This window comes from Shewanella benthica KT99, assembly GCF_000172075.1.
Classification (GTDB): domain Bacteria; phylum Pseudomonadota; class Gammaproteobacteria; order Enterobacterales; family Shewanellaceae; genus Shewanella; species Shewanella benthica_A.
In genome coordinates, this window is the sequence record NZ_ABIC01000006.1 from 78,207 (window position 1) to 96,161 (window position 17,955).

The 17,955-nt window shown below is 44.4% G+C and carries 16 protein-coding genes and 2 pseudogenes; 13 read left to right on the forward strand and 5 right to left on the reverse strand.

All coding sequences use genetic code 11. The features are described from left to right. The first annotated feature begins 23 nt into the window (after positions 1-23). Complete coding sequence (locus tag KT99_RS04005) at positions 24-1,352, forward strand: hypothetical protein (protein ID WP_005497293.1); 1,329 nt, start codon at positions 24-26, stop codon at positions 1,350-1,352. A gap of 1,238 nt (positions 1,353-2,590) precedes the next feature. Here the strand turns inward: KT99_RS04005 and KT99_RS20425 are convergent. The 3 genes and pseudogenes from KT99_RS20425 to KT99_RS04025 all read right to left on the reverse strand — a co-directional run bounded on the left by KT99_RS20425 (position 2,591) and on the right by KT99_RS04025 (position 5,086). After that, on the reverse strand, positions 2,591-3,148 hold the full coding sequence (locus KT99_RS20425; RefSeq protein WP_100067609.1) for a transposase: 558 nt from the start codon (positions 3,146-3,148) through the stop codon (positions 2,591-2,593). Continuing rightward, positions 3,096-4,360 (reverse strand): annotated as a pseudogene (locus tag KT99_RS20430) (IS3 family transposase); the annotation flags it as partial. The gene KT99_RS20425 and the pseudogene KT99_RS20430, both read right to left, overlap by 53 nt. A 183-nt stretch (positions 4,361-4,543) precedes the next feature. Continuing rightward, positions 4,544-5,086: a hypothetical protein gene (locus tag KT99_RS04025; protein ID WP_005497303.1), complete on the reverse strand. Its 543-nt coding sequence runs from the start codon at positions 5,084-5,086 to the stop codon at positions 4,544-4,546. Between the two features lie 74 nt (positions 5,087-5,160). Between KT99_RS04025 and KT99_RS20435 the strand changes: the two are divergent. The 4 genes and pseudogenes from KT99_RS20435 (at position 5,161) to KT99_RS04050 (ending at position 8,142) form a co-directional block, all read left to right on the forward strand. Beyond that, a pseudogene (locus KT99_RS20435) lies at positions 5,161-5,948 on the forward strand (IS1595 family transposase). Positions 5,949-6,183: 235 nt separating this feature from the next. Further along, positions 6,184-7,194 carry a tRNA dihydrouridine(20/20a) synthase DusA gene (gene dusA, locus KT99_RS04040; protein WP_050774310.1) on the forward strand — a complete coding sequence of 337 codons (1,011 nt, stop codon included), beginning with the start codon at positions 6,184-6,186 and terminating at the stop codon, positions 7,192-7,194. Between the two features lie 283 nt (positions 7,195-7,477). Then, entirely contained in the window at positions 7,478-7,777 is a 300-nt protein-coding gene (locus KT99_RS04045; RefSeq protein WP_005497308.1) for a hypothetical protein, read from the forward strand. A gap of 146 nt (positions 7,778-7,923) precedes the next feature. Then, positions 7,924-8,142 (forward strand): PspC domain-containing protein, encoded by a 219-nt coding sequence (locus KT99_RS04050; protein WP_050774311.1) that lies wholly within the window; start codon positions 7,924-7,926, stop codon positions 8,140-8,142. A gap of 133 nt (positions 8,143-8,275) precedes the next feature. Here the strand turns inward: KT99_RS04050 and KT99_RS04055 are convergent, their stop codons facing one another. Then, the gene (locus KT99_RS04055; protein WP_005497314.1) at positions 8,276-9,013 is read right to left on the reverse strand and encodes an enoyl-CoA hydratase-related protein; all 738 of its coding nucleotides are present in this window, start codon (positions 9,011-9,013) and stop codon (positions 8,276-8,278) included. Positions 9,014-9,045: 32 nt separating this feature from the next. Between KT99_RS04055 and KT99_RS04060 the strand changes: the two genes are divergently transcribed. Genes KT99_RS04060 through KT99_RS04070 form a run of 3 tightly spaced genes read left to right on the forward strand, consistent with a single transcriptional unit; the run spans position 9,046 to position 11,290 of the window. Continuing rightward, positions 9,046-9,522 (forward strand): copper chaperone PCu(A)C, encoded by a 477-nt coding sequence (locus KT99_RS04060; RefSeq protein WP_005497315.1) that lies wholly within the window; start codon positions 9,046-9,048, stop codon positions 9,520-9,522. A 30-nt stretch (positions 9,523-9,552) separates the two neighbouring features. Then, positions 9,553-10,524: a DUF2333 family protein gene (locus KT99_RS04065; RefSeq protein WP_005497317.1), complete on the forward strand. Its 972-nt coding sequence runs from the start codon at positions 9,553-9,555 to the stop codon at positions 10,522-10,524. Between the two features lie 7 nt (positions 10,525-10,531). Further along, positions 10,532-11,290, forward strand: a complete 759-nt coding sequence (locus tag KT99_RS04070; RefSeq protein WP_005497319.1) for a TIGR04219 family outer membrane beta-barrel protein — start codon at positions 10,532-10,534, stop codon at positions 11,288-11,290. A 112-nt stretch (positions 11,291-11,402) separates the two neighbouring features. On the opposite strand, the gene tolC is transcribed toward KT99_RS04070, so the two are convergent. After that, positions 11,403-12,749, reverse strand: a complete 1,347-nt coding sequence (gene tolC, locus KT99_RS04075) for an outer membrane channel protein TolC (RefSeq protein ID WP_005497320.1) — start codon at positions 12,747-12,749, stop codon at positions 11,403-11,405. Between the two features lie 332 nt (positions 12,750-13,081). On the opposite strand from tolC, the gene nudF reads away from it, so the two are divergent. The 5 genes from nudF (at position 13,082) to parE (ending at position 17,910) form a co-directional block, all read left to right on the forward strand. Continuing rightward, positions 13,082-13,687 (forward strand): ADP-ribose diphosphatase, encoded by a 606-nt coding sequence (gene nudF, locus KT99_RS04080; RefSeq protein WP_005497322.1) that lies wholly within the window; start codon positions 13,082-13,084, stop codon positions 13,685-13,687. Positions 13,688-13,890: 203 nt separating this feature from the next. Then, positions 13,891-14,337: a DUF1249 domain-containing protein gene (locus tag KT99_RS04085; RefSeq protein ID WP_005497324.1), complete on the forward strand. Its 447-nt coding sequence runs from the start codon at positions 13,891-13,893 to the stop codon at positions 14,335-14,337. Between the two features lie 10 nt (positions 14,338-14,347). Next, positions 14,348-15,187 (forward strand): 3',5'-cyclic-AMP phosphodiesterase, encoded by an 840-nt coding sequence (gene cpdA, locus KT99_RS04090; protein WP_005497326.1) that lies wholly within the window; start codon positions 14,348-14,350, stop codon positions 15,185-15,187. Between the two features lie 208 nt (positions 15,188-15,395). Continuing rightward, positions 15,396-15,968, forward strand: a complete 573-nt coding sequence (locus tag KT99_RS04095) for a YqiA/YcfP family alpha/beta fold hydrolase (protein WP_005497327.1) — start codon at positions 15,396-15,398, stop codon at positions 15,966-15,968. Positions 15,969-16,023: 55 nt separating this feature from the next. Continuing rightward, on the forward strand, positions 16,024-17,910 hold the full coding sequence (gene parE / locus KT99_RS04100) for a DNA topoisomerase IV subunit B (RefSeq protein ID WP_005497329.1): 1,887 nt from the start codon (positions 16,024-16,026) through the stop codon (positions 17,908-17,910). The last annotated feature ends 45 nt before the right edge of the window (positions 17,911-17,955 follow it).

Here is a 17,955-nt window from a genome sequence, read left to right on the forward strand (position 1 = left end):
ATAATTACCCCCTTACTGTGCTGATGCTCTTTAGTGTCATTGCCATTTCTCCTGTTGCGGCAGAAAAGCTCGCGAATCCTGGAATACGTGTTACTGGCAGTGATATTTATGATGACGGCAATGTCGTTGAACCCGTTGCCAGTGCCGATTCTGAGAGGGTAAGATATAAATTTGAGCCTGAATTTGTTGCCGTTCCCTTTATTTTTTCAACAGAAACCTTAAGCACCACAGTTGGTGCCGCCGGGGTGCTCAAGCATGCGGGACAGGCTCAAGCATCCATATTAGGTATCGGGCTCTATAGCAGCACCGATAGTTGGGTAAGCTACTTAGCGGCGAGTAATTATCAACTGCCAAATCTAGATCGCTGGCTATTCTCGGGTGAGTTTTATCGGGCCAATTATAAACAGGGGATCTACTTCGTCCCGGAAGGATCTGCTGGGGGAAGTTTAGTCTCTGGTGCCAGTGATTCGAGCCAAAGAACTCGTATCGTGACCGAGGGAGATAAGTCATATTCCAAAGTGCATATCAAATATGTATTGCCTTGGGGCAAGGGAGCAAATGGTGCGGCAAGAAGCTTGATGCCCTCAAAGTCAGGTGATGATTTTACCTGGGATCCCAGAGAGTCGGGTGTGACCAGCATAGATCTCACTCCTTTCGTGAAAACTCAGGAATTAGTGGGCTATGAAAATCTGCCCACTAAGGCTCAAGGACTCGAGTTAACACTGGATTGGGATAATCGCGACAATGGTAAAAGTAGTACTCGTGGAGGCCACACTAGCCTGACTTTTACTCGTGATTTTGGCTCAAGGGGCTCGTCTGATGGCGCAGACAGTGGTGAAAGTTGGACGACTTGGGAGTTCGAGCAGAGCGCCTTTTTTTCTCTTGAGGGAAGTGCCTGGTTTCCACAGCAGATCTTGGCCTTGAACTTCTATCTTGCCGATACGCCGACATGGAACGAATATGATTCTGGAACTGAACAGTATCAGCGGCCTCCCTCTTTCGCCGGAGTGAGTCTGGGTGGGTTCGAACACTTAAGAGGCTATTCCAACAGACAGCTTGTCGGTCGTAGCGCCGTACTCTACTCTGTCGAATACCGAGTGCAACCAGCATGGCAACCCCTGCCAACTCTGCCTTTTTTTAATCTTTATAATATACCTTGGTGGCAGTGGGTGGTGTTTGCAGAAACGGGACAGGTCGCCGACAACTTCAGTGCCAGTGAACTTCATGATGACATGAAATGGACCTTAGGCGTGGGCGCCAGATTTGAAGTTGAAGGTGTCGTGGTTAGGGCCGAATTTGCCCAAGGTGAGGGCTCCAGTCAATTTTTGGTCATGGTTAATCAGCCGTTCTAATCTACTTGTAGGATAACAAGTTTCAAATATCTTGATTGGGTTCATTGGGAGGGTTTGGTATTTGGCAATCTTCTGAATGCCATTAGTTTGCTGTGATCTAGCGCCTGCCCGGCGAGGAATGTGCAGATACTTCTACGAGTCGCCGTGAACACATCCGTGTGGGCTCTACCAAAACGTCCCTGTTTTGGAAGCTCGCAGCTGCATCTACACCGGGGTAATTATCTCTTCGATTAAAGGTAGCGTAGTTGTTCAGTGGGGTTAACTGGCTAGTCTGGTATTTTTGGAATATATAAATATCATTACAGTATTGATGTTTATTGCTTACAGCAGCCGTATGCGTAAACACTTTTTCGTTACGGTGAATATGGCGTAGCCATGAGCCTATGAACGAGAGGCATGGATGCAGAACTGGCCTTTAGATAGGATATCATTCAAGCACGCTCCCAGTGGGCTCTGCCGTTTCCAACAACGTCCATGTTTAAGAGCCAGTTCGATATCCCTATTTCTCGCTCGGAGAGTTTCACGCTGTGAAACCTCGCCCTGACACCGAAGGTCATAGCCGCATTCGCACCTGTTCTTGTTTCGAGAAAGTTGCTTCTTCGATTTGAATTTTACTGGCTAGTAGCTCACTTTTTTCCATAAACGAGCTAGATTATTTGCTCTAATACGGGGGGCTCAGATGAGAAAAAGTATCTTAGTTTTATTCGAAATTCCTAATTAGTTCCGACCCCTTTATCTGTGAAAAGGAAAACGTACTCAAACTGCTATCCGAGCTTATGGCCACAGTCAGTTCGCTAGCCTCTACTTGCGCCAGCCACCAACACGGCAGCAGCCCAGTACCAAACGAAGCCAGCGACTTCAACAGCCAATCGTCACAAGCCAGCAGCCAAAAGGGCAGACTCGACCCCATTACTAAGTGATAGTTATTTGTTTATCATCTATCACGCAGTATCATCTATCCATATTTTTACTTGTAGGGATTCAAGGTTATGGAAGCCGAATACGTAAAGAGCAGTACTCAACCATTTATGGTTAAGTCCGCGGATGGACAGGAGTCACAACTATTTGTAGTTAAAAGTTCAACCGGTGAGCCAGAACCTTTTATGGTCACAGTATTAGAAAACTTCACAGATGCTGTAAAGGCCTGCGAAGCTTTAAATAAGAAGCAACAAGAGTCAGTACTCATATGTTAGTCCTTAAGGAGCTGTAGCCCTTTAAATATGAGGGGTTATACATTCTCAGACATGAGTTTCTGTTAGTTGTACAAAAAGCGTCTGATTATCTCTTTTAGGATGAGCGCGGCAAGCATACTCACTGAAGTAACGGCACCATTTCCTTAGTGTCTTTTTGATCCTGTATTCACGTCCAGATAACAGTGCTTTTAAAATGTCAGGCAGCCAATCGTTTGCACACCGTGCGACTTTTTGCGTAGATATAGTCACTTGGTGTATTAGGCCGCTCGCCCTCGCGATAAAGCGCTTTAATAGTAAGGTAAGCATGCTCGCCCACACGAGACTTTCGGCAATGCTTTTATCTCGAGTATTGAAGGTTTTTAAACCGCTGTATGACTTTAACTCATTGAAGAATAATTCTATTTGCCAGCGCAATCCATATAATTTACTTACTTTATCAGCGCTGAATTGTGCTCGCTTTAGGTTGGTGATGAGGTAACCAATCGCCGATTTATTTCTATCCCAGAAGGCGATTAATCGATGAGTTCCTAGCTTGCTTTTCCACTGAACATCGAGGTCGGTACTTGAGCGTCCTAAATAATGACTCAGAATAAGGATTGTCATTACTCACACTCGGTCTACTCAGTGAGGCTGTTACGCCCAACTCTTCAAGCTTAGCTTTTATGGTCAGACACTTCATTGGCGCACCATTATCTGAGTGCAACACCAGTGGCTGGTTAAAGCATTGTTCGCGTAGCATGTTTCGTTGCATGAGCTGGGCGGCAAGCTCACCACACTCCCGCTCATGGACTTCATATCCAACAATTTTACGGCTGTAAATATCTTCAAACATATACAGATAATAAAACTGACCTTTGATGACCGAGGCGCAATAAGTGATATCCCAAGACCAAATTTCATTTGGGCCTTTAGCCTGATAAGCCTCAGGCTTACTCCTTGCCGTGATGTGGCGACTACGGCCACGATGATTGACCTGTTCGTTGGCTTTGAGCACGCGATAGTATGTTGATTCAGAAGCAATATAAACGCCTTCATCCAGGAGTGTCGGCACTATCTGCGACGGAGGTAAACTCGCAAACCTCGATTCATTGCACACATCCAACACTTGCTGACGTTCGTGCTTTGTCAGCTTATTGGCAGGCTCAGGCCTCACTGCGGTTGCTCGTCGGTCAGCCTGTACTGTTCCTGCTCGATACCAACGACGATAAGTCCGCTTACTCAGTAAGGCGACTTCACACGCTTTATCCAGCCTTGCACCGCTATGGTGAGCCTCTCGGATTAACTCGACTAATTTAACGCGCTCTGCCAGCGGTGTTAGCTCTCCTCGTTGTCGTCTCCCCACAAGGCACTGAGCTTTTTTCTGAGCACCAATAACGCTGCGGTTTCAGCTAGCGCCTTATCTTTATATCGCAGCTCTCGTTTCAACGATTTTATCTCAGCTTTATCTGCTTTAGCCTGAATTTTTATCTCTTTAGCTTGAGATTTACTCGACTGAAAACCACCTAAACAATCTTGCTTCCACTCCAGTACATGCTCTCTATATAAACCCTTTTCTCGACAATACTGACTAATTTCAGCTTCTGACATCGGGGCTGTTTCGATAATGACTGCAAGCTTAGCTTCAGCAGACCATTCATCACTGGTTAATGTTTTACCTGGCACGGGTTGACCTTCTTTTCTGAGTTTATCGCGCCAATGATACAAGGTTTTGGATGAGACACCTTCACTCTGTGAGACCTCTGCGACAGTCATACTTTGGGGAGGCAATAACTTTTTAAGGATCGCTTCTTTACGTTCTTGTGAATATCTGGCCATCTCGCTCTCTGTTTACCGCCCCTTATGTTGAATTAATGGATGATTTTAAGGGGTGACAACTATCCTGACACATGGGGATCATATGGTTGCCTTTTTTTTTCTTGGGTCCTTCCTATCTCTCACTAAAATGGTTTTATGATCTTCCTTCAAATTCTCCCAGCGTAATTTGCAAACTTCACCAATTCACATACAGGTCAAAATACTAAAGTCCAAGATATCAAGGAAAGGTATCCGGTTTTTTCCATTGGGTCTAAAGTCCATTCTTACTTGAAGGCCCGCTCTTAATCTATCGAGTTCATTCTCTGTCGGGCGGCGCGTTCGCTTCTGACTTTTCCCCACTAAGCCCATTTCTATTAGAACGGGCACAGCATCTTCGAAAATTTGATAGTTGGCGGCGATATCCCAAACAGGCAAAGCTTTTTTCATCACACTGCGAAGGTAAGCAATATCATGGTATATAGTTGCAGGCCCAGTGCCAGCTGCACGTCGATTCTTACAATGCTCAATGAGATCACTGGTCTTAAGCGAGTCACTTTTGATTTTTGCAATATCGCAGTCCATAATCATTTTAATGACATAGCGTTTAGTTCGGCCTGTTCTACCCCATAGATCATGATCTTCAAAATATAAATTCAAAAGAGCACCAAGCGATACCACTTTCTTAGTCTTTAGCGCATCAGTTTTTTGTAATTCGTTAACGCGTGCTAATGCCCATGTGCGCGCCACTTCTTTTTTGGCGCTGTTGTAGCGAAATGTTGTCTACCCTTATCATTGAGCGTAATTGATTGAGGTTAAAGAAAATGAAAACAAAATTATTTGTGAGTAAGCTTAACCAGATAACAAAAACATTTTTATCGATGACACCGGCTCAAAGAGAAGTCGTTCACCAGTCAATTCAGGCATTAAACGCTAAAATCCCCACCGATGAGCTCATTCAACCACTTTTCGATGCGTTATCCCAGTGCCCACATTGCCACTCTCCTCAGTTCAAAAAATGGGGGAAGGCTGGAGCAATACAAAGATACCGATGTAATACCTGTTACAAGACCTTCAATAACAAGACTAAGACACCGTTAGCTAGGCTATATAAATGCCACCTTTGGGCTGACTATACTCGCTGTATGCAGCTCAAGTTAACACTGAGAGAGGCGGCGATATTGATAAACGAACTAAAGAAGGCCAGATCGCTATCCTATTATCCATAGATCGCAGTAAACACATGATCACCCCTATTTTATCTGCTGATACGACTGCAGAAATAGCGGCTAATTTGTCTAAAAACATTGCAGCAGATTCGGTACTTTGCAGTGATGGCTCTTGGGCATATGTAGCGATAGCAAAGCAAAAGAACTGCGATCATAAGCGATTGATAAATAATAAAGTAAGAGTGATAGATAAGATTTACCATATCCAGACTGTAAATGGTGCAATCGCTCACTTTAAGAGTTGGGTTAATGGGCAAATGAAGGGGGTTGCCACAAAGTATTTGTCACATTATCTGGCTTGGTTTAAGGAAAGTAACGCAAAACTAGATAATCTGCAGATATTGAAAGCCGCGTATGGGGGACAACAATATTATGGAACATAGCCTCTTTTTTACTGAATGTTTTTGACTCAGAATGTATAATCGCATTCGACTTTTTTATTCGGATTAAGCAGCGAAAGCTTAATTCACCGTTCGCCTTTGGTCTTTTCTGTATTGTGAATGACGCCATGATACTCACTAAGTTGTTGAATCGTCCTACTGCATTATGGATCCTATATGGATCACCCTGCAAGGAAATTCAGAGAAATTCAAGGCAACTCAGAGCAATTGAAACAAGATGACAGTAGCAACCAAATCAGGCTGTAAGCCAGCAACAGCAAGAAATTCAATAAATCGCACCTTCTCCATCGCGCCTATGCTGGATTGGACCGATCGTCATTATCGTTATCTGGCGCGGATAATGTCTACAGAATTATTGCTCTATACCGAGATGGTGACCACAGGTGCGATTATTCACGGCAAAGGGGATTATCTGGCATATAACAGTGAAGAGAACCCATTGGCATTGCAGTTAGGTGGCTCAAATCCTCAGGATTTGGCAACTTGCGCTAAGCTGGCTGCCGAACGCGGCTATGATGAGATCAATTTGAATGTGGGCTGCCCTTCGGATCGGGTTCAAAGTGGCCGCTTCGGGGCTTGCCTTATGGCTGACCCTAAACTCGTCGCCGAGTGTGTCACCGCGATGAAGCAAGTGGTGGATATTCCTGTGACCGTTAAGACCCGTATCGGTATCGATGATCAGGACAGCTATGAATTTTTGACTGAGTTTGTCGATACTGTCAGCGATGTGGGTTGTGATACCTTTATCGTGCATGCCAGAAAGGCCTGGTTACAGGGATTAAGTCCTAAACAGAATCGTGAAATCCCCCCTCTGGATTATCAGCGTGTGTATCGGCTGAAGCAGGATTATCCTAAGCTGCATATTTCCATCAACGGTGGTGTTAAAACACTCGATGAATGTCGACAGCATCTGCTGCATATCGATGGCGTCATGGTGGGGCGTGAAGCATATCAAAACCCCTATATATTGGCCGAGGTCGATCAGCGACTCTGCGGTAGCAATAAATCTGTGTTGAGCCGAGATGCTGTTTTAGAGAAATTTATTCCTTATATAGAGAAACACCTTGTCGAGGGTGGCAGGTTAAACCACATCACTCGCCATATGACAGGCATGTTTCAAGGAGAGCCAGGATCCAGGGCCTGGAGACGCTACATTAGTGAGAATGCTCATAAACAAGGGGCAGGAATAGAAGTGATTGAACAGGCTAGAAAAAAAATGGATTGCTAGACTCGATTTAGCTATTAAGACCGCCTGACTGGCGGTTTTTTTGATCTCACTGCAGATAAATCAGTTATCTATAACTTCACTTAGTGAATTTAACCAGCCCATGGTTAAAATTACTAAAACCTTATTTACCTTTTCATATCATTTTTGTACACATTCGATACGTTGGTGTCCATGTCTTTGTTGTTTAACGATTTTAGTTGTTCGGTTAAAGTTGGCACGCTGCTCGCTTTATCTAATTTGTTAATCACTCAAGTCGAAAGACACTAATGAAAAGGAAGACATCATGTTTAATTCAACTGTTAGCAAAATAGCAAAAGCATCTCTAGTGGTCGCAGTATTGATGGGAGCGAGCATGGGGGCCCATGCAGATGGTCTTATGCTTACTGATTTGACTCGCAATATAGAGCAGAACATCAGTGCCCAAATGCAAGATATGATGCAAGTCGCCCAACACGAGCTCAGCCTCTCACTACAAACACATCTTGCGGAAGCCATGTTTGAACTAGAAGACAGTGGCAAGGTGAGTGAGTTAGTTCAACTGCAATCTGAGACAGGGATCACTAGCGCTATGGTTAAGGATTAAATATGTGGTTTTCAGCGGATATAGCGACTCTACTACTCATGCCTGTAGTCAGTTTTTCTCTTTGTGCCATGTTAGTTTGCAGTTTTAGCTGGCACAAGGTTCAAGACTAAAGTAAGTCTGGCAAGTAGATTTAAATGGAGAAGACAATGAGTGCCTTTAGTTCAATAGATAGATATATGCGTCGTATGAAACGACCGACTCGCTTGGTATGTGGCGTAGCTGCAATGATGGCCGATAAGTTTAACTGGTCTTGTTTATGGACTCGAGTGGTGTGGGCTGCAGTGATCTTGCTGAACCCGGCGATGGGACTCTTGATCTATTTTGTACTCGCTTTAGTACTGCCTAAATGGCAAGCGAACTCTTGAATTGTCAGTCGAGTCAGTTTGACTGAAGAAGCGACTTAAGTTTTCCTGAGTTTTCTATCTCTTCTCTATCAAGATGCAGAGTCCACGAGGACCCTGATCTTATCCGGTCAACTGGGCTTATAGATTAAAGCCATTATTTTTTGAGAAATGCCTCGAAACGAGTTCTGGCTTCATCACTCTTTAGTCTTACAGCAAACTGAGCTAGCTCATCTTTCATCTGTTGACGTACCAGCTCTTTATTTGAACGTAGCAATGCACGAGATGCCTGAAGTGCCTGTGGTGGCTGTTTAGCGAGTTTGATTGCCTGGGCTAAAGCAAAGTCAAAAATGGTCTCCGAGGGGATGACATCATTGATAATATTGAGTGTTTTAGCCGTATGAGCATCGAAACTTTCTCCGAGTAGCAGTAATTCGGCTGCTTTTTGTGGTCCAACGAGTTGCGGAAGCAGCAGACTCGCTCCGGCTTCAGGTACCAGCGCCAAGTTAACAAAAGGTAACTGAAACTTTGCAGTGTTATCGGCATAAACCAGATCGCAATGCAGTAGCAAGGTGGTACCTATACCTACTGCAGCACCTGTGACTGCTGCAACGATTGGCTTTTTGAGATCTAATAAGTGAAAGAGAAAGTTAAAGGCCGGGTGATTGCTATCTAAGTTACTATTTTTTAAAAAGTCTGCTACATCATTACCCGAGGTAAAACAGTCCTGTTGGCCTTTGATTAAAAAGCAGTGAATTGCGTTGTCTGACTCACCTTGGATAAGGTATTCTGTGAGATTAGTATACATCTCAAGGCTGAGAGCATTACGCTTTTCAGGGCGATTAATGGTGATAATTCTTACGCCTTGTTCATCCTTAACCTGAATTGTACTCATTGCGTTTTCTCCTCTAAGACGAATGGGGTTAAATGGAGTTTAAGACATTGAAGCAAATATTCAAACACATGTTTAACTTTGCCCTGCTGTGTGGGGCATCTTTCTCTGTCATGGCCAATGTTGTGCTTGTCGACGGTCAGGTGAGAGCTATGCCACCTAGCGTGCCAAATACTGCAGCATATTTAATCCTGGAAAATCATGGTCCTTCGATCAAACTCGTTGCCGTAGAGGCCAGTTTTGTCAAAGAGGCTCAGTTACATACCGTTATCGAAGAGGACGGTATGGTAAAGATGCGTCAGGTAGAAAGCTTCACTATCCCCCAGCATGGTCAGTTAACTTTGAGCGAGTCGGGTAAGCACATCATGTTGCTCGGTTTGAAACAGCCATTAGTCGCGGGGGAGTCAGTCAATTTGACCCTTAAGTTCGATAATGGCTCAGAGCTTCCTGTGAGCTTGATGGTGAGTAAGCAAGCCATGACTGAATCGGAAGGTCATCACCATCATCATTAATTTAATGTGGGATTCAACGGAGTGTATCAAATGCAAATGACATGGAAAAAGTGGACGGGTATCGCGGTGCTCATCATATTTATTGGCTACTTCATCAGTGTTTGGTGGAGCGCCGCGCCGGATGTGATTCTGCCGCAGCAGTTAAAAGCGGGTCAAGAGTCTCGAGTGGTGGGCTATGCGACGACGACGTCACTCATAGTGACCATGGAAGCCTTGCTTAACAAGCGAGGTGGCTGGTTATCTAACGATGTGACTCCGCCCTCAATTTTTATGGATAATATGCCAGCCTTTGAGTTTGGGGCCTTGGAGCAGGCGCGAGATCTCGCATTAATCCTGCGTAAAGAGTTCAGTCGTTCCCAGTCCCAATCTATGGCTGATAAAGATCTGCTCGCCGCTCACTCTAAGCTCAATATCGAGCATACCAGCTGGTTAGTGCCTAGCGCCGAAGGTGAATATAAAGATGCCATCAAATTACTGAAACTTTATCGCGCTAAAATATCAGATACCAACAACCAAGAAGCGCAATTTTATGCTCGAGCGGATAATCTCAACGAGTGGCTCAAAGAGGTGCAGAAACGTTTAGGTAGCATGTCTCAGCATCTCTCTGCTAGTGTTGGGCAAGATAGGTTGAACACAGATTTAGCCGGCGACAGTGAGGCTTCTCAGTCTACGCCTAAGCCGGCTAGCCAACAGATTAAGACCAGTTGGTGGAAGATAGATGATGTGTTTTATGAGACTCGAGGTGCTACCTGGGCATTATTAAACTTTATGAAGGCTATTGAAATTGATTTTGCCGATGTATTACGTAAAAAGAATGCCCAAGTCAGTTTGCAGCAAATCATACGTGAACTGGAAGAGACACAAAGGTCTGTTTGGAGTCCGATAATCTTAAATGGTTCGGGCTTTGGCGTAGTCGCCAATCACTCTTTGGTGATGGCAAATTATATTTCCCGCGCAAATGCTGCGGTGATCGATCTAATAAATTTATTGATTAAAGGTTAATTAAATAATGAAAAAAACATTAGTTGCATGTGCGCTTTTGGCAAGTTTGGTAGGTACTTCTGCACAGGCTGCATCCCTGATAGGTTTTAAGGTCGGTGGCGATTATTGGCAGGCCGATACCAGTGGCACTTTTGCTGGAAATGGTCAACCACAGCAAGATTTCGACTACAGTTCATCTTCTCAAGGTAGCCTTTGGGTTGCCATAGAGCATCCGATCCCTTTGCTACCGAATGTAAAAATCAGGGAGAATCGTCTTGATGCAAGCGGCAATGCGACTCTCGCCAGTGGTACATTGATGAGCTTCGGTGGCACTGATTTTAGAGATAATATTTCGACGAATACCGATCTAAGTAACACAGATTTTATTCTATATTACGAGCTGTTAGATAATGATCTGGTTGCATTAGATCTTGGTGCGGCTTACAAGAAGATGCATGGCTCTTTCCGTGTTAACGATAAAGCTACCAGCGGCCGTGTAAATTCAGAAATTGAACTCGATAGCGGCATAGTGATGGCTTATGCCGATGCACAGGTTGGTATTCCAGGCTTTGGTCTATATGGTTTTGCCGATGTTATGCTAGGTATCGATGAGTCCAGTGTTTATGATTACTCTGTCGGTCTAGGTTGGCAGTTCGATGGCGTAGCTTTGGATACTAAGGTGCGTGTGGGTTACCGTGACTTTAACTTCGATGTGAATGACTTCGATGGTGTAACGGCTAACACTCAGTTTAAAGGTTACTTCGCCGGTGTCGAACTGGTCTTCTAAATTTAGTGCTTCAAGTGTGATAAAAAACCGCCATCGATTAAGAGTGGCGGTTTCTAGTTAAGTTATCCAAAGCGGAGAGCTTAGCAAAATTCTAAATCAGTGTAGTGACTCGTTACTGAGTGGTATTTTGTGTAGCTTGAGCCTGTGCAATCAACCCCTTGTTGATGGTGATAACATCATCTTCATTCAAAGTGCCGGCAGCTTGTTTAAGTGCCAAGATAGAGTTGATGTAACCGTAACGGGCATCAGATAGCTTTCGCTTAGAGTCATACAGATCGCGCGTACGGTTAAGTACGTCGACTATGGTACGAGTACCTACTTCAAAACCTGCCTGAGTCGCTTTTAGGGCACTCTCTGATGAGATAACAGATTGCTCATAGGCACGGATCGAGCTGATTGAGGCGCCTACATTGTTGAAATTATTGCGAATATCCTTGACTACCTTACGGTGAACCTGTTCCATCTTCTCACTCGCTTCTACGTACTGATATTGCGCCTGATTGACTTTAGAGCTGATTTTGAAACCTTCGAAAATAGGTATACTCAAGGTCAGGCCCACAGTGCCGTTGTCAAAATCATTTGCATCATTATCATTATTTTCTTGCTGAAAATTGGTTGTGTAACCCGCATTCAGACTCAGTATAGGCATATGACCCGCTTTATAGAGACTGATAGTCTCTTTGGCAATATCTTTACCAATACGGGTAGTCAGTAGATCGACACTGTTGGTTTCAGCTATCTTAAGCCAATCGATTGCTCTGGTAGGAGACGGGCTGACGGCACTGAAACGATCGGTATCTAAGATATTGATCGTCCTATGCTCTATACCTGTGATCTCACGCAGTGCCTCATAACTATTGGTCAGTTCATTCTCGGCTAAAATCTCTTGTGCGCGGGCCAAGTCATACTGAGCTTGGGCTTCGTGAACGTCTGTGATGGCGGTTAAACCCACGGCGAACCTTTGTTTCGTCTGCTCGAGCTGACGCTCAATCGCGCGCTTTTCCGAGCCCTGAAATTCGAAGGTATCTTTAGCAGATAAAACAGCAAAGTAGGCACTGGTTACGCGGATAATAAGAGTCTGCAGCGATGACGCGTAGGCTGCATCGGCTTGAGAGGCGGCTAACTCGGCCAGGCTCAACCCTACCCAGGCGCTGTGATCATAGATGACCTGATTCAAGGTGACGCCAGCATTTATGCCGCTTGAATCCGTATTCGACATTGTATCTTCATTGTGCCAGCTCTTGTTATATCCCACACTAGCACTTATGGTTGGTAATAATGGGGCGCGGTTTTCTTCAATCTGTTCATACAGGGCGTCGCGTCGAGCCTGAGCCTGCAGTGCGATAGGGTCACTGGTTAGTGCTTGTTGATATATCTGCAGTAAATCGTCGGCCTGTACAGCAGAAGTGCTGAATGCCAGCGTGAGTGCTGCGCATATCGTGCGGATCTTGAATTTCATTGGTTGTCCTTTTAGACAAAATCCTCCAGTGGAGGAGCCGTTTAACTTTTATAGATTTAAGTGATACCACACATAATAGCGAGGCAGTTTGCGCTTCCCGACGCTTCCCGATACATCAAAAATTAATGGCCTGAGCCAGCTAGCCATTTATTAATAGCTATTAAGACATAGATATTAATAAATCACCTGTTTTCAAGTCAACTTAGAAGTGTAACAGTTTTTGATTTTTAATATGCTAATTCTATCTAAATAGAATTTACTCTAGTCTAGTGTGTTTCTTATACACTTTTGCAGATGATTTGATACTGGATTGATCCAGGTAAGGGAGCCAGATGAAACAGAAGTTTGATCAACAAGATGTGGATTTGTTAGGTAAAGAAACGGTGTTTAAGGGCTTTTTCTCTTTAGATGTTTATCGGTTTAAGCATAAGTTGTTCAAAGGTGGCTGGAGCGGTGAAGTTAAGAGGGAGGTCTTTGAACGCGGCGATGCCGTCGTAGTATTGCCTTATGATCCTGTGACGGATGAAGTGGTGTTGATCGAGCAGATACGTATTCCCGTATTTGGCAAGACCAAGAGTCCTTGGATGCTTGAGTTAGTGGCGGGTATGATAGAAGAGGGTGAGACGGCCGAGGCTGTTGCCCGCAGGGAGCTGGTCGAAGAGGCGGGAGTTGCGGCTAAACAGATGTCGAAGATCTCCAGCTATTTCGCTAGTCCAGGAGGAACCAGTGAGAAATTCGATTTTTTCTGGGCTGAAATCGATGCGAGTCAGGCACATGGAGTACACGGGCTAGAACATGAAAATGAAGATATTCAGGTTCACGTATTCAGCAGGGAGCAAGCTTTTAACTTAGTAAATGATGGTATAATTAACAATGCGTCTACTGTTATTGGCCTGCAGTGGCTGGAGCTGAACTATCAGAATTTACGTAAAACGTAAAAGTAAGTAAAAATAGTGTAAATGATGGATGTATCAACTGAATAATGCGTTTACTGTTATTGGGCTGCAGTGGTTAGAGCTGAATTACCAGAATTTGCTAGAACTTAGAACTTAGAACTTAGAACTTAGAACTTAGAACTTAGAACTTAGAACTTAGAACTTAGAACTTAGAACTTAGACTAAACGTGAGGATGAATCGGTAAGTGAGTAGTGCAACCAGCTTAAACCCAAAGAGATATCAGCCGAATATTAATCGCTTTCTCGCGCTGTGTGGGCGTAATTATTACCATATTCTTTGTTGGTTGCCCGATGGCGCTGAGCAGGGGGCAAATTGGCAAGTCAGAGGTGATTACGGGCTGTTAGATATTCGCTTGCTGGAAAATACTCGCTATACCCAATTGATCGAAATCTCAAGAAATGTTGGTAAAACCGATTTTGTCTCTACCCCTAAAATTTCGGTTCGCGTGTATCATGATGCTAAATTAGCAGAAGTGTTAACCAGTCGACAGATTTATCAGCTCAGTCCGGTATATAATTATCCAAATGTACGTATGCACCATCGTGACGAAAAGCATCGAGTGAATGCTTTTTTGGAAGAGTTATTAAGAATTGATAACCATACGAGTGTTGTTTGTTTGGCTGAATCTTAGGGTCTATCTAGTGTTAAAAGAGGCTATCTCTTATTCTCTTGAAGAGAAGGCAAGTGTGAGAATCGTGCAAGTGACCGATCCTCACCTGTTTGCCGATCCCAATGCTCAACTCTTAGGTGTTAATACAGCTAAGAGTCTGGAGTCTGTGCTTAATACCATAAAGGCTGTGGGTTACCCGGCAGATCTTATGTTGGCTACCGGAGATATCAGTCAAGATTATTCGGGGGAGTCGTACCACAATTTTGTGCGAGCGATAACTCCTCTCGATATGCCTTGCCATTATCTGCCCGGAAATCATGATGATCCTCGAGTTATGAATCTGCATATGCAGGGAGCAAAGATATTCGGTCAGCGTCGAATCTTAGCCGGTAACTGGCAAATAATCATGCTGGACTCTACGGTGAGGGGCAAGCCCGGCGGACACATGTCTGACAGTGAAATAGAGATCATTAGAAGCGCTGTTGCCGATCAACCGGAACGTCACATCTTGCTAGTGATGCATCACAATCCTATTCTGATCAAGTGCCGCTGGCTAGATCAACATTGCATGGATAATGGCAGTGACTTTATCGAGCAAGTGGCTCAAATCCCACAAGTCAAAGGCTTGCTTTGGGGTCATGTGCACCAAGAGTTGCATAAAGAGCATCAAGGTATGCATGGCATTATTCACTTGATGTGTACGCCTTCAACTTGCATCCAATTTAAGCCGCTATCCTCTTACTTCGCACTGGATGCGAAACAACCTGGATATCGCCTGTTGGAGCTTAAAGCCGATGGCAGCATGATTACCAATGTATATCGTGTCCCCGGTGATAAATTCGCTTCCGATAGAAACGCCAGTGGTTATTAATACTAATCTTGTCAGCTTGTTCAGGAGTTGATGCCAGATTTTAATGGTACGTCGCTGTAAAAATTAGCTACTTTCCCTCTCTTTGAAGCCTAATCACTTGGTAGAAACGTAAGCAAGTGTTAGCATCCTATTGATCATTTATTAAAATTATTCTCTCACTCCCCTGAGTGATTATTCGATGATGGGAAGAATCCGCCTATGAGGAAATATGCTACTTTATATTCATGGGTTCAATAGCTCTCCATTATCAGATAAAGGGCTGGTAACAGCGCAATTTATCGCTGAACACTATCCCGAACTGAACTTCCGTCAGCCTCAATTACCATCCACTCCCAGAGAAGCGATGGAATTACTGTCAGGATTGGTGGAATCTGCACTCGAGGATGGAGAGACGCTCACCTATATAGGTTCTTCACTTGGCGGTTATTTTGCGAGTTATTTAGCCGAAAAGTACGGTGGGCGAGCGGTATTGGTTAATCCTGCTGTGACGCCTTTCGAGCTATTCGATGGCTTTATCGGTCAGCAGTACAATCCCTATATCGATGAGTGTTATCAAGTTCTGCCTGAACATAAAGATCAGCTTGCCGCTTTTAATACTGACGTTATTCTTAACCCCGACCGATTTTTAGTGCTATTACAGTCGGGTGATGAAGTCTTGGATTATCGACAAGCAGTACAAAAATATCACTGTTGTCAGCTTTTGATTCAATCCGGTGGCGATCATAGCTTTGTGGGTTATGAAAAGCAGATGCACTCTATCTGCCAGTTTCTGTTTTCTTGACAATTAACCATATCGGGCCGCAACATGGCCTTAATAACTATAAATTGTGTGTGCCATGACAAAACAATATACCTCTGATTCCATTGAAGTCCTGAATGGGCTAGATCCCGTTAAACGCCGTCCGGGTATGTATACCGACACCACGCGCCCAAATCATCTGGGTCAAGAGGTTATCGATAATAGTGTCGATGAAGCATTGGCGGGACATGCAACTAAGATTGAAATAACCCTGCATAAGGATAACTCGTTAGAGGTTATCGATGATGGTCGTGGTATGCCTGTGGATATTCACCCAGAAGAGGGGATATCTGGGGTAGAGCTTATTCTCACTAAACTACATGCGGGTGCTAAGTTCTCCAACGATAACTATCAATTTTCAGGAGGTCTACACGGGGTTGGTATCTCAGTAGTGAATGCACTCTCGAGTCGTGTGGAAATTACCGTGCGACGCAGCGGTATTGTCTATGACATCGCCTTCGAACATGGTGATATGGTCGAAGAGTTGCGAGAGACGGGAACTTGTGGCCGTAGAAATACCGGTACCAGGGTTCATTTCTGGCCTATTCCCAGTTATTTCGACTCAGCCAATTTTTCCGTATCTAAGCTGACTTATTTGTTGAAAGCTAAGGCGGTTCTCTGTCCCGGCCTTAAGATTAAATTCACTAACAAGCAGACGGATGAAGTTCAGGAGTGGCTCTATGAGAGTGGTTTGACTGATTATCTACAATCTTCGGTCAAAGATGCGCTGATGCTGCCTGAAGAGCCATTTATTGGTAGTTTACAAGGTAATAAAGAGGCGGTAGATTGGGCTATTACCTGGTTACCGGAAGGGGGAGAGTATCTTAACGAAAGTTATGTGAATCTTATTCCTACTCCCTTAGGTGGTACTCATGTGAATGGCTTCAGGCAAGGTCTGCTCGAGTCTATGCGTGAATTTTGTGAGTTTCGTAACCTAATGCCCAGAGGCGTTAAGCTAACCCCAGAGGATATCTGGGATCGCAGCAGTTTTATCTTGTCGATCAAGTTACTGGATCCACAATTTTCCGGCCAGACCAAGGAGAAACTCTCCAGTCGTCAGAGTGCGGCGTTTGTTTCCGGCATTGTCAGAGATGCATTCAGTCTCTGGCTTAATACGAATATTGAACAGGCACTGGCGCTGGCGGAAATGTGCATTAATAATGCGCATAAACGCTTAAAGTCGGCTAAGAAGGTTGCCCGTAAGAAGGTGACGTCTGGTCCGGCACTTCCTGGTAAGTTGACCGATTGTAGTGGTCAAGATCCTATGCGTGGAGAGCTGTTTTTGGTGGAGGGTGACTCGGCGGGAGGCAGCGCTAAACAGGCTCGTGATCGAGAATTTCAAGCTATCATGCCTCTGCGTGGTAAAATCCTCAATACTTGGGAGGTGGATGCCAGCCAGGTATTGGCGTCAGAGGAAGTACATAATATCTCGGTTGCGATAGGCTGCGATCCCGATTGCAGTGATATCTCCGAACTTAGGTATGGAAAAATCTGTATCTTGGCCGATGCGGATTCAGATGGACTGCATATTGCTACCTTGTTATGTGCTCTGTTTATGAAACACTACAAGATCTTGGTCGAAAAGGGTCATATCTATGTGGCTATGCCTCCTCTGTTTCGTATCGACGTAGGCAAAGAGATTTTTTATGCGTTAGACGAAGCAGAAAAGCAAGGCATACTGGATCGTATTGCCGCCGAGAAGATGAAAGGTAAAGTACAGGTGACTCGATTCAAGGGGCTGGGTGAGATGAATCCACTGCAGTTACGAGAAACCACCATGGACCCTAATACACGTCGTTTGGTGCAGTTAACCATAGATGATGTTGAAGAAACCGTAGCGCTTATGGATATGTTGCTTGCCAAGAAACGCTCAGGTGATCGTAAAATATGGTTAGAATCTAAAGGTGATCTTGCAGATTTTTAGTGAAGCGCCTCCAACAATTAGAATAATTAGGCTTATAAAACAATA

Bases quoted from the DNA above. Each gene is read 5' to 3' on its own strand.
- KT99_RS04005 (WP_005497293.1), top strand. From the start codon at position 24: ATGCTCTTTAGTGTCATTGCCATTTCTCCTGTTGCGGCAGAAAAGCTC.
- KT99_RS20425 (WP_100067609.1), bottom strand. From the start codon at position 3,148: ATGACAATCCTTATTCTGAGTCATTATTTAGGACGCTCAAGTACCGAC.
- dusA (WP_050774310.1), top strand. From the start codon at position 6,184: ATGACAGTAGCAACCAAATCAGGCTGTAAGCCAGCAACAGCAAGAAAT.
- KT99_RS04045 (WP_005497308.1), top strand. From the start codon at position 7,478: ATGTTTAATTCAACTGTTAGCAAAATAGCAAAAGCATCTCTAGTGGTC.
- KT99_RS04050 (WP_050774311.1), top strand. From the start codon at position 7,924: ATGAGTGCCTTTAGTTCAATAGATAGATATATGCGTCGTATGAAACGA.
- KT99_RS04055 (WP_005497314.1), bottom strand. From the start codon at position 9,013: ATGAGTACAATTCAGGTTAAGGATGAACAAGGCGTAAGAATTATCACC.
- KT99_RS04060 (WP_005497315.1), top strand. From the start codon at position 9,046: ATGGAGTTTAAGACATTGAAGCAAATATTCAAACACATGTTTAACTTT.
- KT99_RS04065 (WP_005497317.1), top strand. From the start codon at position 9,553: ATGCAAATGACATGGAAAAAGTGGACGGGTATCGCGGTGCTCATCATA.
- KT99_RS04070 (WP_005497319.1), top strand. From the start codon at position 10,532: ATGAAAAAAACATTAGTTGCATGTGCGCTTTTGGCAAGTTTGGTAGGT.
- tolC (WP_005497320.1), bottom strand. From the start codon at position 12,749: ATGAAATTCAAGATCCGCACGATATGCGCAGCACTCACGCTGGCATTC.
- nudF (WP_005497322.1), top strand. From the start codon at position 13,082: ATGAAACAGAAGTTTGATCAACAAGATGTGGATTTGTTAGGTAAAGAA.
- KT99_RS04095 (WP_005497327.1), top strand. From the start codon at position 15,396: ATGCTACTTTATATTCATGGGTTCAATAGCTCTCCATTATCAGATAAA.
- parE (WP_005497329.1), top strand. From the start codon at position 16,024: ATGACAAAACAATATACCTCTGATTCCATTGAAGTCCTGAATGGGCTA.